The following is an 18,749-nucleotide window of genomic DNA, read 5'->3' as shown; positions in this document are numbered from 1 at the left end:
CTTATTATTTCGGATGATATTATGACAAAAGCAACCTATAAAGATGCCGGTGTTGACCTGGATCTCTATCAGAAAGCAATGTCTTCCATTCATCCGTTATTGGGAAAAACCCATCTGGCACAAAAGTCACGTGTGATGGATCTCCCGGGAGGATTTGCCGGACTCTTTCGTCTGAATAATCCAGAACCTGGACCCGCAGGGCGAAAGTATGAAGATCCGGTGCTGGTTTCCGGGACGGATGGAGTCGGGACAAAAATCAAGGTAGCGATCGAAGCTGAGACCTATAATACGATCGGCATCGACCTGGTTGCCATGTGCGTCAATGACTGTCTCTGCCTGGGGGCCGAGCCATTGTTCTTTCTCGACTATATTGCTCTGGGGAAAGATGATCCAGAACGGCTCGTTGAACTGATGGAAGGGGTCAGTAAAGGTTGTGTCCTCTCGAAATCAGCTCTGCTGGGAGGGGAAACAGCAATTATGCCCGACCTGTATGGCGATGGCGACTTTGATATGGCCGGCTTCTCGGTGGGAGTTGTTGAGCGGAACCAGGTTCTGGATGGCCATGCGATTCAGGCCGGAGATGTCGTTTTGGGTCTCGAATCGAGTGGATTTCACTCCAACGGATACAGCCTGATTCGTAAAGTCGTTTTTGAAATGGCTGGTCTGGGAATTAATGACCCTGTCGAAGAATTGAATCAGCGAACCGTTGCCAGTGTTCTGCTGGAGCCAACCCGCATTTATGCTTCTGCCATCAATTCTGTCGTTCGCAGCTATCCCGATCAGATTGTGATCAGCGGGATGGCGCATATAACAGGGGGAGGGCTGGTCGAAAATGTCGAGCGCATTCTCCCGGCCAACCGCCGCATCGAAATGAAAAAATCGGCCTGGGAAGTACCACCTGCCTTCAAGTGGCTGCAGTCACTGGGGAATATTGAAGAAGAGGAAATGTTCCGCGTCTTCAACATGGGAATCGGCATGGTTGCCATTGTCAGGGCAGATCAGGTGAAAGCGGTTCGGGAAAAATTGCTGGCAAGTCAGTGTCCCACTCATATTCTGGGGAAGGTCTCCCAGGGAGAAAAAGAAGTCACACTGATCTGACTTTTTCTGTTCTCCGTCTCTTTTTGCTCCTGTTTTTCGGCATCCAGGCAATCCTGGTCATGCGTCTGCGCGGATTTTCGCTTCCCGTACATTTTCAGGGTCGATTTTGCCTGATGCAGGGAGTGGTCGAATGTTTAATGGGTAAAATAGGAACTCGACCTTGAGTCCAAATCATCATTTTTTTGCGAACTCAGAGAATAGTTTATCTTCTTTTGTAATTTCCTGTATAGCTCCGGTTCGAAGAGGAGTAGGGGATCAGAATGTCGGAAATAGTGCGCTGTCTTATCTGACAAGAGGTCCTGATGACTCCTGGATTTACTCTGAAGGCGTAAGTCTCTCACATTAAGTGAACGCGTGGATGCGTTCCTTCAGGGATGTGTTTTTCAGGGTTGTTATGTTTCTGTTGCGCTTTACAGAGAAAGGCACTGATGGAACGTCCGATGCCCACCGGTCGGGAAAGAACATTTGCCGATCATGAGATCATCGTCAGTAAGACAGATCTGAAGGGGAGAATTACCTATGCGAATCACACGTTTATCCAGATCTCCGGGTATTTTGAAGAGGAGCTACTGGGGCAGCCCCATAATCTGATTCGTCATCCGGATATGCCCCGTTCTGTGTTCAAGCTGTTGTGGAACACAATTCAGTCTGGTGAGGAGATCTTCGCCTACGTTGTCAACCTTTGTAAAAACGGTGACCACTACTGGGTGCTCGCGCATGTAACCCCCACTTTTAATCTCTCCGGCGAGATCATCGGTTATCACTCAAACCGTCGTGTTCCCGAACGACAGGCGCTTGAGAAGGTGATCCCACTCTATCGCTCGTTAAAACATATTGAAGAAGCCAGTTTAGACTGGCGGACGGGCATTCAGAATGCCACCGTCGAGCTCTTGTCGCAACAGAATGCGGCCGGAATGGAATATGACGAGTATATTTTTGCTTTATAACTGTTGAAGTTCGAGTCAGAGCTCATAAAGGTACCCCATGCTAAAACTGGAAGCAGCCGCACAGAGATCAACAGTAAATGAATCAACGTCGTCTCTCACGGATGTAGAACGTGTGGAACTGGAATGTTACCGCAGTTGGGTGAAGCAACTGGCCGATGTCTGTGAATCTGCCGCGGCGGGAAATCTGGAAGTCCGCCTGTTACACATTAATGTCGATGGCGATCTGGAACGCGCCCTGGTTTCCCTGAATGGGCTTTTGGATTATACAGACGCTTTTGTCCGCGAGTCGAAGGCTTCGCTGACCGCTGCCGCTCACGGAAAGTTCTTCCGCAAGGTGCTGTTGAAAGGGGTGCGTGGCAGTTTTCGTCAGGCTTCAGAAGTGATTAATTCTGCTGGCGAAAAGATGAAAATTCAGGCAGAAGAACTGCAGCAGGCAGAAGTTCGCCGCCTGGAGATGGCGGATGAATTCGAACAGGAAGTCCAGAGGATTTCGACTATTGTGTCCGCTGCGGCGACTCAGCTGCATGCCACAGTTCACTCACTCAAATCAGTGACAGAACGCGCCATCCAGGAAACAGGCATGGCCGTCAATTCAATTGATCAGACGACTCAGAATGTGGATGTTGTCGCAGAATCGACTGTGCTGTTGAATGAATCGATTCAGCAGATTGATGACCGGGTCAAACAGTCCACAAATGTGGTGCAGCAGGCGGTCAATGAAAGCGAGCATGCCAGGAAGTTCATGTCCAGTCTGGTGGCAACCACTAACGACATTGGCTCGTTTGCAAAGATCATTGCTGATATTGCCAAGCAGACCAACCTGCTGGCATTAAATGCGGCCATCGAAGCAGCCCGTGCTGGTGAATCGGGGGCAGGATTTGCAGTGGTCGCTTCCGAAGTGAAAAATCTGGCACAGGATACAGCCAAAGCAACCGATCGCATCAACGAGCAGATTCGTCAGATCCAGGATGTGGTTAATGACGCCGTTACCAACATTTCAACTGTGAGCAGTACGATTCGACAGGTAGATGAAATCAGTGAATCGATCTCAGCTTCAATTTCCGAACAGAGCCAGGCGATTGCCACGATTCATCAGAATGTGAAAGATGCGGCGGGTAAAACGGTGCAGACTTCAGAAATCGTACAGCGTGTTTCCACGACAGCCTCTGAAACATTTCATTCCACCACTGATCTGGTGAGTTCCGTCAATGATATCGCGCAACAGTCAGAAAGCCTGAGTACAGCGGTAGAGCATTTCCTGACGACAATTCGTTCGAAATGAGACGGCTCAGAGTTTGAGGTGGATTTTGTTCTTTTCCAGGTGTCGCACAATCAGCCATGTGATCCAGAAAAAGAGTACGAAACTTCCCCAGGCATACCAGGCAGGGGCATCTCTGGTGGCAAACGGTTTGACGGCTTCTCCTACCAGTTCGTGCAGGATGTAAGCGATCAGCGCATTCGTGCCGAGCGTACGGAACAATGGGATGTGCAGGTTACCCCGATCACAGGCCAGGTGAAACAGCAGGTACACAAACAGGGAAAGTCCTGCCGTGAAAGTCAGGTAGGAAAGTGTTCCTGCCCGCTGACTCATCATCCAGTAGTTCCACTGTCGTTGCTCCTGTCCCGGCGGTTTCACGAACGGAGGTTCGGCCAGATATGCCGACAGCGGTTCTTCCTGTTTGGCTTTCCATTGTGCTTCGTCTGGAATCACCGGATGGGCGGCAAGTTTATCTTTTGCGGGTTGTTCTGAAACCGGGACATCATATAGTCGCGTCCCACAGGAGAGGACCCAGCCCAGCAGCATCAAGACGCAGGACCAGAAGAGAATCGGTTTCACGCGCGGCAATCCTTCTGCTTCGACTACCCAGTCGCAGGCGAGCGTACCGATGATCGCAGGAATCGTCCAGGTCAGAAAACCGAGCGGGCCGCCATCAATGCCGTTCGGAGAAGTGTTGACCCAGGTGAAATTGAATTGATAAGAGAGGATCAAATGAGCCGCCGCAGAAAAGACCATAAAGCCAATCCGCACCGAAGCCCGTGCACGGATAACGGGCGTAATCCAGAGTGATGTCACCGCGATGTGCATCAGTGTCTGGAACCAGTTACGTTTGAGTGGGTCGGCGATGGCTCCCCAGATTCCCAGTGACCGCAGTTCCTCCCAGGTTTTTGCAATGGGATCGACTCGATACATAATCAGCGAAACCAGTACCAGGCCCAACAGTCTTCTGACGACTCGCATATAAGCAGAAACAGCGCCTTCAGTCTGAACCCGTCGTCCGAAAGTCAGTCGAAATGCAAAGCCAACCGCAAACAGAAAGTGCGGCATGATCGTATCCGCATAGCTGCAGTACGTGTTGTGATGCTTGAGTACGACCGGACAGATGGCAAAAAAGCCCATATAGTTGACCAGGAACATACCCGCTACCGTGTAACCCCGGAACTGGTCCAGGGACACAATGCGTTTGTTGAATTTCTCGACCGTCGCAGTAGTAGTAGTGTCTGTCATGCTGATCAAGCTGTTTCAATGCACTTAAGGAAAAGCCAGGGGTAGTTGGTAGTACTCCCTACTATACGGTCTGACAGACAAATTGAAACAGGGCACTATTAAAAATGACTGAGGTAGCAAGCAAAGTCCCTGGATGATGGCCAGGAAGCGAGGGGACGTGAGTCCCAAGGCGGTGGTCAGCGTGTCCGTTTCTGATTACGACGGAAGATTCCCGGAGTCGTGCCGGTCTGTTTTTTGAAGGCAACGTTCAGATATTCGGAGTGACGGAATCCGGTGCGCTCTGCGATTTCGATGAGTGAGAGTTCGGTCTCTTCCAACAGCTGTTTTACACGATCCAGGCGGATCCGCATGATCTCTTCATGAGGGGAACGGCCGATGATTTTCTGGAAGCGGCTTTCCAGGACCCGTCGCGACAGGGGAATCGATTTCAACACGTCCTGCACATTGATCCCATCGCAGGCCTGCTGCCGAATGAGGCGGACGGCATCGGAGATCAGCTTATCGTCGATGGCCTGGGTGTCCGTAGACTGACGCGTGGCAATACCCAGCGGTTTGATCAGCTGCGCTTCTAACGAAACTTTTTTACCAGCGATCATCCGGTCGAGCAGGGCGGCGGCTTCGTAACCTGTCAGCTTTGTATTAGGGATCACACTGGAGAGGGGAGGTTCGGAAAGATTGCAGAGGATTTCATCGTTGTCGACGCCGATGATGGCGACTTCTTCGGGGACAGAGACATTGATCGTGCGGCAGACATCGAGCAGTTGTTGGGCTTTAATATCATAACAGGCCATCACTCCCACAGGCTTGGGAAGTGCGCGAATCCAGTCCGCCAGGCGTTTCTGTTCGACTTCCCAGGGAGGGGCCTGTTTTCTACCCGTCGATTGTGGATACGTGTGACAATCGAAGCCTGCTTCCCGAATTCCTTCCTGAAAATGTGCTTCGCGCCAGCGAGACCAGTTGAATCGATGATCGCCACAAAATGCATAATGTTGAAAGCCACGATCGATCAGATGTTGTGCGGCCAGTGATGCAATCGCGCGGTCATCGGTTTCGACCCAGGGGAGTGAAGGTGCCAGTCGGGCGGCGCTCACATCGACGGCAGGCACGCCTGAATTCACTACCGCTTCCGCAATTTTAGAATTCTCAATCCGGGCAATAATACCGTCGCCGTGCCAGTTGTTCAGCCAGTTGACCGGAACGTTACCTCTACCATGTTCGGGCAGATAGATCGACCAGGAATGGTGCTCATGGATATAAGACATGATCCCGCGCAACAGCCCCCGTGCATAGGAGTTAGACGATTCAATCAGCAGGGCGACCGAGGGACGTGATTTCATAGATTCGGAAATTATTTCTGAAGGAGGCGGTATTTCTGTGGGATGTAATATTCTTAAGGAATATCGGTGCGTTCATCTCACCGTTGAATTACAGTGCCTGTAAATGCAGAATCAGGTTGATTTCTACGTGGTGAAATATCTCAATTTATTCTGCGCAAGTTTACATGGTAACTGGTCGGTCCTGATTTACAATAAAGAAAATGGGTACGGCTCCGTTGTGAACAGGATCCGTCCGGACAGAAGCGTTTCCTGCAGCGTTGAAGGATTGCCATGAGTGAGAAACAGATTAATGTCGCGATCGTCGGACTCGGTTTTGGATCCGAATTCATTCCCATCTATCAGGCACATCCCAATGCCAATATGTATGCGATCTGTCAGCGATCAGAAGAACATCTGAATCATATCGGTGATACCTTCGGGATTGAGAAACGGTACACATCCTATGACGAACTGCTGGCAGATCCGAACGTGGACGCCGTCCATATTAATACGCCGATTCCCGATCACGCACCTCAGTCTATTAAAGCGTTGAAAGCCGGGAAGCATGTTGCCTGCACGGTGCCGATGGCGACGACCGTGGCCGAGTGTGAAGAAATTGTCAATACGGTCAAAGAGACAGGCCTGAAATATATGATGATGGAAACGGTGGTCTACAGCCGCGAGTTTTTATTCATCAAAGAAATGTATGACAAAGGGGAGCTGGGAAAAATTCAATACATGCAGGCCAGTCACCCGCAGGACATGGAAGGCTGGCCGGAATACTGGGAGCGGATGATTCCCATGCATTACGCGACACATGTCGTCAGCCCGGTCCTGGGAATGGTGAATGGTCGCGCCGAGTACATCAGCTGCTTCGGCTCCGGTACGGTGAACGATGAGATCGCCGAGAAATCGGGGAACCGGTTCGCCGTCGAGACCTGCCACATCAAGATTAAAGATTCCGACATCGCCGCTCACATCTGGCGGTTTCTGTTTGATACCGCGCGTCAGTACCGTGAATCGGTGGACGTGTATGGCACGAAGAAATCGTTTGAATGGCCCTTGATTGAAGGGGAAAACCCGGTTCTGCACACGGCCAAAAAACCGGAACCAGATATCCCGCAGCGGGTCGAAGTTCCCGATTATGCACACCTGTTACCACACGAAATCCAGAAGTTTACCCGCGCGATTCATGACGCCGAGCATCTGTCGTTCCTGCAGGGAGCCGGGCACGGCGGTTCGCATCCGCATCTGGTGAATGCGTTTTTGAAATCGCTGGTGGAAGGTTCCGAACCCTGGCCGAACGCGCCACTCTCCGCGAACTGGACCTGTGTCGGAATTCTGGCTCACGAATCGGCGGTTGCAGGGGGCGAATTGAAATCACTGCCTGCGTTCACCCTGGAATAGACAACACTCTGAATTCCAGGTTTCACTGAAACGCTTCTCGAATCAATTTTATTTCATTTATATTACCGAGGGGAATCGTTATGGCTCGTTACTCCCTGTTTCTACTTGCTCTGCTCCTGTCGGCACCGCCGATCTCTGCAGCCGGAGACTTCATCGTCCATCAGTTCGAACGTCAGCAGCTGGGGGATAAGTTCTACGCTGAAGGCGCCACGTTTGCTGATATCAACCAGGATGGGAAAGCGGATGTGATCTCGGGACCGTTCTGGTATGAAGGGCCTGACTTTCAGAAACGGCACGAGTACTACCTGGTCAAGGAATGGAGTATCAACGGTTACTCCGATAACTTTTTCGCCTTCACTCACGATATCAATAAAGACAACTGGCCCGATATTGTGATCATTGGTTTTCCGGGAAAAGAAGCATTCTGGTATGCGAACCCACAGAACAAAGAAGGGCACTGGAAAAAACATCTGGCGCATCCCGTTGTCGATAATGAATCTCCCACATACACCGATATCACCGGTGATGGAGAACCAGAACTCGTCTTTCATACTGGAGGACAACTCGGTTACGCCGGCCCGGGAAAAGATCCGACGGCGCCGTGGGAGTTCCACGCGATTTCTCCCAATCTGAAATATGGTCGATTTACTCACGGCCTGGGTGTCGGTGATGTCAACGGAGACGGCCGTGCCGATATCCTTGAGAAAAATGGCTGGTGGGAACAGCCGGCGGATCTCAGTAAACCCGGTTTCTGGACGCAGCATCCCTTCAAGTTTACCGGTGCCGGCGGCGCGCAGATGTATGCTTACGATGTCGACGGTGACGGCGATCAGGATGTGATCACCAGCAAAGCCGCCCATGCTTACGGACTGGCCTGGTTCGAAAATGTGAAGGATGGCGACGACATTACTTTCGTCGAACATCGTATCATGGGCAGCAAGCCGGACGAGAACAAATACGGGGTGGTATTCTCCCAGTTACACGCTGTCGATCTGGTTGATATGGACGGCGACGGAATCAAAGACATTGTCACCGGCAAACGGTTCTGGGCGCACCAGGGGCATGATCCGGGAGCTAAGGAGCCTCCCGTCAATTACTGGTTCAAAACGGTACGAACCAAATCGGGGGTCGATTTCCTTCCCTATCAGATCAATGACAAATCGGGAGTCGGAACGCAGGTCGTCGCTGGAGATCTCAATGGCGACAAGCTGCCTGATCTGGTGGTCGGGAATAAATCCGGTGCCTATGTCCTGCTTCATAAAACAGAAAAAACTGACGAAGCGACCTGGAATAAAGCCCAGCCGAAAAAGTTTGTACCCGAAAAAGTCTCCGTGAAAAACGAACTGAAACCGGGTGAGTTTTATGCAACGAATCCGGAAGGCAAACGATTGAACGTCGACTTCGAACTGGGAAATCTGAATGACTGGATTTCTGAAGGGGAAGCGTTTCAGTCACAGCCTGCGAAAGGCGATATGGTTCACGTGCGTCGAACGGACATGCGCAGCAACCATCAGGGACAGTTCTGGGTTGGCACCTTCGAGTTTCTGGAAGACCGGCCGGTGGGAACGCTGACTTCCGCGACGATTAAAGTCGATCATCCCTATGCCACCTTCTACGTCGGCGGCGGGAAGCATGATTCCACACGGGTCGATATTGTGGACCATGCGACCGGAAAAGTGATTGCCAAAGCCAGCGGACGCAACAACGAAGCCATGCATCAGGAACTGGTCGATCTTTCAAAGTATCAGGGCAAGGAGATCTTCATCCGTCTGGTTGATCAACATCGAGGCGGCTGGGGGCACATTAACTTCGACCATTTTCGGTTCCACGATCAGAAACCCGCCTCTCTGGATGTCGCGAACAATGCTGCTCCCAAAAAAGAGCATACTCAGAAATACGATGGTCTGCCCGGACCTAAAGCGGCTGAAGTGATGACGGTGCCGGAAGGCTTCTCCGTTTCGCTCATCGCCGCCGAACCCGATGTGCAGCAGCCAATCGCCATGACGATTGATGATCGCGGCCGTCTCTGGGTAGCCGAATCGTACGCCTATCCCAGTAAACAACCGGAAGGACAGGGGAAGGATCGAATTCTGATCTTTGAGGACAAAGACGCCGACGGCAAGTTTGAGACCCGTAAAATATTTCAGGACAAACTGAATCTGGTTAGCGGACTCGAAGTCGGCTTTGGTGGCGTGTGGGTCGGACAGGCCCCGTATCTGCTCTTCATTCCGGATAAAAATGGCGATGACAAACCCGATTCCCAGCCCCAGATTCTGCTGGATGGCTGGCATTATGAAGACACACACGAGACGCTGAACTCATTCATCTGGGGCCCCGATGGCTGGCTCTATGGGTGTCACGGCGTCTTTACTCATTCTCGCGTTGGGAAGCCCGGCACTCCCGATGATCAGCGGCAGCCCATCAACGCCGGCATCTGGCGATATCATCCTACCCGCCACGAATTCGAAGTCTTCGCTCATGGAACCAGTAATCCCTGGGGCGTGGACTTCAACGATCAGGGGCAGTGCTTCCTGACCTGTTGTGTGATTCCGCATCTGTTTCATATCGTGCAGAATGCCCGCTACCGCCGACAGGCCGGGCAGCACTTCAATCCTTATACCTATGATGACATCAAGACCATTGCGAAACACAGACACTGGACCGGCGGTCAATGGAACCAGTCGGACCGCGTGGCTTCGGATCTGGTCGGAGGCGGTCACGCGCATGCCGGTGCAATGATTTATCTGGGCGGAAGCTGGCCGGAAAAATATCGCAATCAGCTGTTTATGAATAACATTCACGGCGCCCGACTGAATCAGGATCAGCTGGCACGGAAAGGCTCAGGCTACGAAGGGGATTTCGCTCCCGATTTCCTGTACGCCAATGATCGTTCTTCGCAGATTCTCTACCTGCGGTATGGGCCGGACGGACAGGTTTATTTCATTGACTGGTACGATACAAATCAGTGTCATCATCGCGAGTTTCAGAAACATGACCGTTCGAACGGGCGCATCTTTCGAGTCGCTTATAATAATGCGAAACCGGTTCAAGTGGATCTGCAGAAGCTGACCAGTGCCGAACTCGTTAAGTTGCAGCTGCATGATAACGACTGGTATGTTCGCCAGTCCCGACGCATTCTGCAGGAGCGGGGACCCGATCCGGAAGTCCATGCGCAGCTGGCTGAGATGGCTTTCAAACATGATGATGTCACTCGGCGTTTGCGGGCATTGTGGGCCTTGCATGTGACCGGCGGTCTGTCTGAAGCCAAAGTCATGCAGGCTTTGAAAGATCCCAGTGAGTTCATGCGGGGCTGGGCGATCCAGCTGGCTCTGGAAACCGGTTCTCCCTCTGATGCATTGCTGGCAAAGCTGGCAGAACTCGCGCAGCAGGATCCTTCTTCCGTCGTGCGGTTGTATCTGGGTTCCGCCGCCAGTCGTCTTCCGCTGGATCAGCGCTGGGATATCCTTGCCGGACTGGTCAGTCATCAGGCAGATCAGAGCGATCACAACCTGCCTCTGTTGTACTGGTATGCTTTGGAACCGTTGGCTCCCGCTGATATGCAGCGTGCGTTTCAACTGGCGGATGCCTCCGAAATTCCTTTGATCGAATCCTATACGCTGCGGCGGATTGCCGACATCGGAACTGCCGACGCGGTTGCTTTCCTCGTGGAACAGCTGGGGAAATCAGAAACCGCAGCGCGACAGAAAGTCTTCCTCAATTCGATCAACAGTGCGTTGCGCGGACGTCGTCAGTTCGCGATGCCTGAACCCTGGAAGTCTATGGGGAAAAAGCTGATCGCCAGCAAAGACCCGGTTGTGAAATCTGAATCTCTGGCGCTCGCGGTGACCTTCGGTGATCCAGCGGCGATGCAGCAGTTGCGGGAAATCGTGGCCAGTCAGAAGAACGATCTCTCGGGCCGCAAGTCGGCACTGGCTTCGTTACTGGGGGCGAAAGATCCGGAGCTGCAGCCGATTTTGATTCCTCTGCTCGACGAGCCGGGCATGCGAAGGGAAGCCTTACGCGGGCTGGCGGGATACTCTGCAGCCGAGACTGCGTCTGAGATTCTCAAACGCTATCCGCAGTTCGATCTGAATGAAAAACGGGATGCCCTCAATACGCTCGCCAGTCGGCGCGAGTATGCACATCAGCTGGTGGCGGCTGTCGAAGCGAAAGAGATCGCCACTAAAGATCTCTCCGCGGAAATCATTCGTCAGCTGGGGAATCTCAAGGATCAAAGCCTGAATGAAAAAATCGGCAAAGTCTGGGGCATCGTGCGCGAGTCGGCTGCTGATAAGAAAAAACAGATCGCCAGCTTCAAGAATATGATTGAACGTCCTTTTCCCACCCCCGATTTGAATCTGGGACGAGCCGTCTTTGCGAAGACCTGTCAGCAGTGCCACAAACTGTTTGGCACCGGGGAATCGATTGGACCAGAATTGACCGGTTCCAATCGGGCGAACCTCGATTATCTGCTTTCCAATGTGGTCGACCCGAGTGCGGTGATGGCTAAGGATTATCAACCTGCTGTCATCGTGACCGAGTCGGGTCGTATTGTAACAGGCATTATCAAGAAGGAAGACAAGAACGCGTTGACCGTCGCGACTGCCAACGAGACGGTCATCATTCCCCGCGATGAAATCGACGAGATGAGTCTGAGTGATAAATCGATGATGCCGGACAATCTCTGGAAGCAGTTGAGCCGCATCGAAGTCCGGTCGCTGGTCGCGTATCTGGCCAGTCCGCGGCAGGTTCCGATGAAGGCCACCCCCGATAATCTCAAGCTGTTCTTCAACGGACAGGACCTCGCCGGCTGGACCGGAAACAGTCAGCTCTGGTCGGTTGAAAATGGTGAGATCGTCGGTCGTTCGCCGGGAATCAAACAGAATGAATTCCTCGTCAGTGATCTGCAGGTGGGTGATTTTGAATTGAAACTCAAAGTCAAACTGACTCCCGATACCGGCAACAGCGGCATTCAGTTTCGCAGCAGCCTGGAGCCGGGCGGCCATGTCAAAGGCTACCAGGCTGATGCAGGCAAAGGCTGGTGGGGGAAACTCTATGAAGAGCATGGTCGCGGTCTGCTCTTTAAAGAGTCGGGTGAAGCGTATGTCCGTGAAGGGGAGTGGAACGAGTACCGTATCGTCGCCGTTGGTCCACAGATCCGGACCTTCATCAACGGGAATCTCTGTACCGAACTCAACGATCCTCAGGGGGCCAAGTCCGGTATCATCGCCTTCCAGATCCATTCTGGCGGACCGATGGAAGTGCGCTTCAAAGATCTGGAATTGAATCTGGGTCCCAAAGTGGACTGATCTCACCACTGTCAGACTGGTTTTCACCGTGAAAGCCAGTTTGACCGTCTGTCAGCGCCATTCGCATCGACTTCAGCCGCCTGTCGGAAAAAACTGAATAAACTCCCCTTGACCCCTGCGCGCCGAGGACGATAAACGCTGTTCTGAGTCGCGCGCGTGGTCCAGTATTTATTCAGTTGAAACTTGAGTATCAGTGATATGAACTGCACTATAAAACATCCTTGTTTAAGATCGAAATTTCCGAAAGCCTGCTCAAACGAGCTCTGTGGGTCGACGCAGTTCGCCACGACATCGTCGCTCTGCAGCCTTACTTCACGCTGGCTTCGGACCCGTGTCGTCCTGTATCGCCAATCGATTCTGTTCAGACCCTCTTGATCTCTGCGTGCCATTATCGATAATTTTGCAATCAGATAAATCATGAAAACGTCTCTCCAGTGAAGAGCAGTTCCAGGTATCAGTCCCTGAATCTGCCTGTAGAATCTGCGCAGAAAGCGCCTACACAGTGCCGGTAAGATTCTACCCGATCTCCCCACCCGCTCGCAGATGAACATTCCGCAGTGCATGTACTCGCAGCGGCTTGCTGGCATGTCTGCATGATTTTGAGTACAACAGGTAACGAGAATGCACCGGGTCGCGCCCCTGGTGACTTGCCGGGGAGGCAGCATGCAGGAACAGTCACGAGTCGCCATTCTGATCGATACCTCATCGGGGCACGGGCGGGGACTGCTCAATGGCATGATTCGTTTCCAGCGCGAAATCGGCACCTGGTCGGTTATCTTCCGCTCGCATAAGCCCGATCAGCCAGCGCCCGCCTGGCTGAAAAAAGCAGATATCGACGGCGTACTCGCCCGCGTTCCTCATCGGCAGATGGCCGACATCCTCCACAAACGCAGGCTGCCTGTCATCGACATGCCATATACCCGGGAAGGTTTCGGCTTCCCCAGCCTGTTCACCGATAATCAGAAAATTGTGGAACTGGCGGCTCAACATTTACTCGACCGGGGCATTCGCCATTTCGGCTTTTGTGGCTGGCCCCGCGGCTTGAATTCCCGCATGGATGAACGCTGTGATCTGTTCGTGGAAACGCTCGCACAGGCCGGCTGTGCCTGCAGTCTCTTTCCCGAACAGAATGACCGCCGGGATGCGACTCACTGGGAGAACGACCAGCAGGGGATCGCCGACTGGCTGTTGACCTTACCCAGACCGGCGGGTGTCATGGCCTGTTATGACGACCGGGGACAACATGTACTCGAAGCCTGTCAGCTCGCCGGTCTGAAAGTTCCCGATGAAGTCGCCGTCATCGGCTCCGATAACGATGATCTGATCTGCAAACTCTCCTCACCTCCACTCACCAGCATCGACGCCGGTTTTGAACGCATCGGCTACGAAGCGGCTTCCCTGCTGGAACAGATGATGAAACAGGGGGAGCAGCCTGAACCGGTCCAGCTGTTTCCACCCGCCCGACTGGTACAGCGACAGTCCACCAACATCGTCGCCGTGGAAGATCAGGACCTGGCAGCAGCCCTGCGTTTCATTCGCGATCGTGCCGACCTGCGCATTACGGTAGAAGACATCCTGAAGGAAGTCCCCGTCTCCCGCAGCAGTCTGGAACGTCGCATGAAAAAATATATCGGCCGCACACCCAAGGAAGAAATATTGCGCGTGCAGCTCGAACGGGTGCAGCAGTTACTGGCCGAGACCGAATTATCTCTGGCAGAAATCGCCTTCAAAACGGGCTTCGATCACCCGCACTACCTGGCCGCATTGTTCAAACGCAAATTTCAACAGACGCCCGGCAGTTATCGGCGGGCGGTTCGCAAGTGACGGAAAATGTGAAGACGTTTACGAAATATGTGATAGTTTCCCCTGACAGTCCTCGCTAGATTTGAACAATAAAGAAGGGGGAAGACAGGCGCCCTGTTTTTCACAGTTCTCCGACAAAGGGAGAGACGATGCGAGTAGAAGCGGTAGCGGACAGCCCTGCGTTTTTTCTGGTTAGATTGGCGGTGCTCACATTTCTGGTCTGTTTGACTCAGGAAGATGATTGCTCCGCACAAGGCTTTCCTCCTGAAGAAGCGGTCCGGCGAATGACGGTGGCCGAGGGATTCGAAGTGGAACTGGCCGCCGCCGAGCCACTGGTCCGGCAGCCGGTCGCGATTGACTTTGATGATCGGGGGCGGCTCTGGGTCCTGCAATACCTGCAGTATCCCAATCCCGCCGGTCTGAAACGGGTCAAGGTCGACCGCTTTTCGCGTACCACGTATGACCGGATTCCCGCACCTCCCCCGACAGGACCTAAAGGGGCCGACCGCCTGACGATTCTGGAAGATACCAACGGCGACGGCCGGTATGACAAAGCCAGAGACTTTATCAGCGATCTGAATATCGCGTCCGGCTTTGCCTGCGGGTACGGCGGCGTGTTTGTTCTGCAGACGCCTTACCTGCTCTTCTATCCGGACCGGAACCGGGACGATATTCCCGACGGCGATCCGGAAGTGCTGCTGAAAGGCTTTGGCATGGAGGACACCAGCTCGGTCGCCAACTCACTCATCTGGGGACCCGACGGCTGGTTGTATGGCACACAGGGGACCAACATCACCGCCAATATCCGGGGCATCGAATTTGAACAGGGGATCTGGCGCTACCATCCAGTGAGCAGAAAGTTTGAACTCTTCATGGAGGGGGGCGGCAATATGTGGGGGCTCGATTTCGACCAGTCTGGAAATCTGCTGGCGGGCACAAACTACGGCGGCTATCTGATGTTTCACGTCAGGCAGGGCGCGTATTACGAAAAATCATTCGCCAAACATGGGGAACTGCATAATCCGTTTGCGCTGGGTTACTTTCAGCATGTGCCTCACAAAAAGTTCCAGGGGGGACACGTCACGGTTGGCGGCTTCCTGTATCAGAGCGATCAGTTCCCCGCGCAATATCGCAATAAATACATGGCCGTCGATACCCTCGGGCACGCGGTCCGCTGGCACCACACACTGCCGGATCAGTCCACGTTCCGCAGTGAAAATGGGGGTGTGCTGTTGCAGGCCAATGATACCTGGTTTGCTCCCAGCGATGCGGTGCAGGGACCGGACGGTGCCGTCTACATCGCCGACTGGCACGATCAGCGGACAGCGCACCCCGATCCGGATGCCAACTGGGATCGCAGAAACGGGCGCGTCTATCGAATTCGCAGTCAGTCAGCTAAGCCGTATCAACATGTGGACCCGCAAGCTCTCACCAGCGCCCAGCTGGTCGATCTGTTAAGCAGCAGTAATGAATGGCAGGTCAGACGGGCCCGCCGTATTCTCTCCGAACGCCGCGATGCACAGGTGATCGAGACTCTCAGAACATTGTCACAGAATCCCGATGATCAGAAACTCGCGTTGCAGGCACTCTGGACCTTAAATGCAATGGGGGCGTTTGACCAGACACAGGAAGGCAGTCTGCTGGCGCATCAGGATCCCCACATCAGGGAATGGACCATTCGTCTGATCGGCGATCAGGGGCAGGTCACTGCGGAAAACGGACAGAAACTGTTGACGATCGCACACACCGAAACCAGTCCGACTGTCATCAGTCAACTGGCCAGCTCTGCCAAACGGCTCCCCGCAAAACAGTCACTGACTCTGGTGCGGGCGCTGCTGGATCGCAGTGAATTCCGCAACGATCCGCATATTCCCCTGTTACTCTGGTGGGCACTGGAACGCAATGCGGTTTCCCATACCGATGAAGTCCTGCAGGTCTTCACGCGTCCGGAAGACTGGCAGAATCCGTTTCTGCGGGAAGTGATCCTGGGACGTCTGATGCGGCGGTATGCCGGGGAAGGGAGCAATGAGAGTCTGGCTGCCTGCGCCCGACTGCTGGCGACGGCACCGGAGGCAGGCGAACGCAGCCGCATGCTGACCGAACTGGATGCCGGTTTGAAAATGCTGGGCCGCGAACGTCTGCCCGGTCTTCCCCTGGGACCAAAGTACGGCAATATCGCCGCCATCAGCCGCGTGGAACAGGCGGATCAGGCGACGCGACTGAAAACCATTCCCCCCGCTTTGGCCGAGCAGCTGGCCACGATCTGGGACGACCAGACCACCGACCCGCTTATCATCCGCGTCGCGCTGCGCCTGGGCAGCGATGCGGCCCGTGATCGGGTGCTGGCGCTTGTTACGGATCAGAAGCAGCCGGAAAAAACACGGCTGGAAATGCTGGCGATCCTGCAGGAACTGGGGGAGTCCGACGAATGTCTGGACACCATTCTGAAGCTGGTAGACAAGTCGGAATCAGAGGCGATTCAACGGGCGGCCCTCAATCTGCTGAGTCGTTTCTCGGAGGAACGGATCACCGCACGTCTGCTGGCGCAATACCCGCAGATGAATGCCGACCTGCGATCGCAGACCCGCGATGTCCTGCTGGGCCGCGCGGATTCGGCGTTCGTCTTTTTGAAAGCAATCGATGCAGGCACTTATCCCCTGACAGAAGTTTCCGCCGACCAGTTACGAAGGGTTGCCTTACACAACGATGACCGGCTGAATGAACTGGTGCGCAAGCACTGGGGGAATATTCGGGCAGGCACTCCGGAAGAAAAACTGGCCGAGATCCGGCGGATTTCCAATGACCTGCGTGCCGGTTCGGGCAATCTGGCGCAGGGGAAAGTGCTGTTCGCAAAACAGTGTGCCACCTGTCATAAGCTATATGAGGAAGGCAAGGAGATCGGCCCGGACCTCACCAAAGCGAATCGGCAGGATCAGAGTTTTCTGCTGGTCAGCATCGTCGATCCGAACACGCAGATCCGCAAAGAATACTTGAACTACATTTTGGTCACGACGAACGGCCGCATCCTGAACGGTCTGCTGGTGGAAGAAACTCCCGCCAGTGTCACACTGCTGAATGCCAAAAATGAACGCACCACGGTCAGCAGAGAGGACATTGAGGAACTCAAAGCCTCCCCCGTCTCACTGATGCCGGAAGATCTGCTGAAAAAACTGACGCCGCAACAGGTGCGGGATCTGTTCCGCTATTTACAAAACAGTCAGAGCTCAAAACCATAAATGAATTCATCAGATAAGAAACAGTCTCTGCAGGGAGAAAAGATCATGCTTCAGATGCGAAGTCAACACGTTTTCTATATGTGCCTGGCCGTGTTTCCGTTCATAACCTGTCAGGCAGTGACTGCGAACGAGCCCGCGCGGGTTTATCAGAATCGACTGCAGCTGATCAAAAATCCGCAACCGCTGCTGGCGGATCATCCGGAATTCGTGCAACCGATTGAAGAGGTCCGCCGCTATGAAGCTCCCATTCTGGTCAACGATGAAGGTGCCGACCTGAGCGTGCGTGCCTGGCGTTTTTCCTACAATGCGCGGGGCATCATCGAGATGCCGAATCGTCTGCGTGCGGATAAGACAGCGGTCATCATGGTGCATCCCTGGGGAATTGACGATGGTCAGGGCTGGCGCACTCCCGAACCGGCGGGCGTCTGCGATTTCTGTACGCCGACCAAAAACCATCTCGCTGCACAGCATACCCGCACGGTCATCGATCCGTTTCTCAAGCGGATGCGACCGCAGGTCTCGCTGACGATGTACAGCCTGATTGCGCCCGTGGATCCGATTCGGAAAAAACTGTATCGCACCTTTGATTATCAGCCGACTGATGAGGAACGGGCGGAAGCAAAAAAACAGCTGAAGGCCCGGCTCGACAGCCTCTCTTACCAGGGGCAGCCTCTGATTGAAACACTGACCCTGTCCAGCGATCGACCGGTGATTGATTATTTTCGCCAGTTTCCCGGCCTGATGGCCGGTGATCAGTATAACGGCGCGGGCTTCTGGAAAGTGCCGGTCCCGGTGACCGCTGATGTGACCGTGCATAAAGATGACGTGCTGATCTTCGACCAGGAAGGGTATGAACCTCTGAAGAAGTTCCTCAACAAGCACGGCATTCGACATATCCTGCTGACCGGATATGCCACCGATATGTGTTTCTGCAAAACGACCGCCGGTTATGAGAATCTCTCCGAAGATTTCAATGTGTTCCTGGTGGGAGATGCGACACTCGCTACCTTCCCGGCGAATTCAACGCCCCGTTACGCGACCAATGCCCACATTTCGTTTGCGTCGATCAATCACCTGATCACACAGGTTTCGTGGATCAAAGAACTGGAAAAGTAAGCAACCTACTG

At 53.6% G+C, this 18,749-nt stretch carries 10 protein-coding genes; 8 read left to right on the top strand and 2 right to left on the bottom strand.

Annotated elements, in window-relative coordinates; translation table 11 throughout:
- Nucleotides 1-21 precede the first annotated feature (21 nt).
- The 3 genes from purM (at nt 22) to ACN0YN_RS19425 (ending at nt 3,327) form a co-directional block, all read left to right on the top strand.
- Nucleotides 22-1,098, top strand: a complete 1,077-nt coding sequence (gene purM / locus ACN0YN_RS19435) for a phosphoribosylformylglycinamidine cyclo-ligase (protein ID WP_417386668.1) — start codon at nt 22-24, stop codon at nt 1,096-1,098.
- A 428-nt stretch (nt 1,099-1,526) separates the two neighbouring features.
- Nucleotides 1,527-2,045 (top strand): PAS domain-containing protein, encoded by a 519-nt coding sequence (locus tag ACN0YN_RS19430; protein ID WP_417386667.1) that lies wholly within the window; start codon nt 1,527-1,529, stop codon nt 2,043-2,045.
- A 37-nt stretch (nt 2,046-2,082) separates the two neighbouring features.
- A complete protein-coding gene (locus ACN0YN_RS19425) occupies nt 2,083-3,327 on the top strand; it encodes a methyl-accepting chemotaxis protein (protein ID WP_417386666.1) in 1,245 nt (414 codons plus the stop codon).
- 6 nt (nt 3,328-3,333) lie between these two features.
- On the opposite strand, the gene ACN0YN_RS19420 is transcribed toward ACN0YN_RS19425, so the two are convergent.
- Together ACN0YN_RS19420 and ACN0YN_RS19415 are read right to left on the bottom strand one after the other, a co-directional pair.
- Nucleotides 3,334-4,551 carry a hypothetical protein gene (locus tag ACN0YN_RS19420; RefSeq protein ID WP_417386665.1) on the bottom strand — a complete coding sequence of 406 codons (1,218 nt, stop codon included), beginning with the start codon at nt 4,549-4,551 and terminating at the stop codon, nt 3,334-3,336.
- A 176-nt stretch (nt 4,552-4,727) separates the two neighbouring features.
- The gene (locus ACN0YN_RS19415) at nt 4,728-5,888 is read right to left on the bottom strand and encodes a XylR family transcriptional regulator (RefSeq protein WP_417386664.1); all 1,161 of its coding nucleotides are present in this window, start codon (nt 5,886-5,888) and stop codon (nt 4,728-4,730) included.
- 270 nt (nt 5,889-6,158) lie between these two features.
- Between ACN0YN_RS19415 and ACN0YN_RS19410 the strand changes: the two genes are divergently transcribed.
- The 5 genes from ACN0YN_RS19410 to ACN0YN_RS19390 all read left to right on the top strand — a co-directional run bounded on the left by ACN0YN_RS19410 (nt 6,159) and on the right by ACN0YN_RS19390 (nt 18,738).
- Entirely contained in the window at nt 6,159-7,274 is a 1,116-nt protein-coding gene (locus ACN0YN_RS19410) for a Gfo/Idh/MocA family protein (RefSeq protein ID WP_417386663.1), read from the top strand.
- 80 nt (nt 7,275-7,354) lie between these two features.
- Nucleotides 7,355-12,583, top strand: coding sequence for a PVC-type heme-binding CxxCH protein (locus tag ACN0YN_RS19405; RefSeq protein WP_417386662.1), 5,229 nt, complete (start codon nt 7,355-7,357; stop codon nt 12,581-12,583).
- A gap of 621 nt (nt 12,584-13,204) precedes the next feature.
- The gene (locus ACN0YN_RS19400) at nt 13,205-14,407 is read left to right on the top strand and encodes a XylR family transcriptional regulator (RefSeq protein ID WP_417386661.1); all 1,203 of its coding nucleotides are present in this window, start codon (nt 13,205-13,207) and stop codon (nt 14,405-14,407) included.
- Nucleotides 14,408-14,535: 128 nt separating this feature from the next.
- Nucleotides 14,536-17,622 (top strand): PVC-type heme-binding CxxCH protein, encoded by a 3,087-nt coding sequence (locus ACN0YN_RS19395; RefSeq protein WP_417386660.1) that lies wholly within the window; start codon nt 14,536-14,538, stop codon nt 17,620-17,622.
- Between the two features lie 45 nt (nt 17,623-17,667).
- The gene (locus ACN0YN_RS19390) at nt 17,668-18,738 is read left to right on the top strand and encodes an isochorismatase family protein (protein WP_417386659.1); all 1,071 of its coding nucleotides are present in this window, start codon (nt 17,668-17,670) and stop codon (nt 18,736-18,738) included.
- Nucleotides 18,739-18,749 lie beyond the last annotated feature (11 nt).

Origin of the sequence: Gimesia sp. (assembly GCF_048260065.1) — a bacterium.
Taxonomy (GTDB): Bacteria; Planctomycetota; Planctomycetia; order Planctomycetales; family Planctomycetaceae; genus Gimesia.
The sequence above is the reverse complement of the archived record's forward strand: the minus strand, read 5'-3'. Positions and strand labels throughout refer to the sequence as shown.

What these genes read in the sequence shown, in the direction of transcription:
- ACN0YN_RS19395 (WP_417386660.1), top strand. Translation starts at nt 14,536, where the DNA reads ATGCGAGTAGAAGCGGTAGCGGACAGCCCTGCGTTTTTTCTGGTTAGA.
- ACN0YN_RS19400 (WP_417386661.1), top strand. Translation starts at nt 13,205, where the DNA reads ATGCACCGGGTCGCGCCCCTGGTGACTTGCCGGGGAGGCAGCATGCAG.
- ACN0YN_RS19405 (WP_417386662.1), top strand. Translation starts at nt 7,355, where the DNA reads ATGGCTCGTTACTCCCTGTTTCTACTTGCTCTGCTCCTGTCGGCACCG.
- ACN0YN_RS19390 (WP_417386659.1), top strand. Translation starts at nt 17,668, where the DNA reads ATGCTTCAGATGCGAAGTCAACACGTTTTCTATATGTGCCTGGCCGTG.
- ACN0YN_RS19430 (WP_417386667.1), top strand. Translation starts at nt 1,527, where the DNA reads ATGGAACGTCCGATGCCCACCGGTCGGGAAAGAACATTTGCCGATCAT.
- ACN0YN_RS19415 (WP_417386664.1), bottom strand. Translation starts at nt 5,888, where the DNA reads ATGAAATCACGTCCCTCGGTCGCCCTGCTGATTGAATCGTCTAACTCC.
- purM (WP_417386668.1), top strand. Translation starts at nt 22, where the DNA reads ATGACAAAAGCAACCTATAAAGATGCCGGTGTTGACCTGGATCTCTAT.
- ACN0YN_RS19425 (WP_417386666.1), top strand. Translation starts at nt 2,083, where the DNA reads ATGCTAAAACTGGAAGCAGCCGCACAGAGATCAACAGTAAATGAATCA.
- ACN0YN_RS19410 (WP_417386663.1), top strand. Translation starts at nt 6,159, where the DNA reads ATGAGTGAGAAACAGATTAATGTCGCGATCGTCGGACTCGGTTTTGGA.
- ACN0YN_RS19420 (WP_417386665.1), bottom strand. Translation starts at nt 4,551, where the DNA reads ATGACAGACACTACTACTACTGCGACGGTCGAGAAATTCAACAAACGC.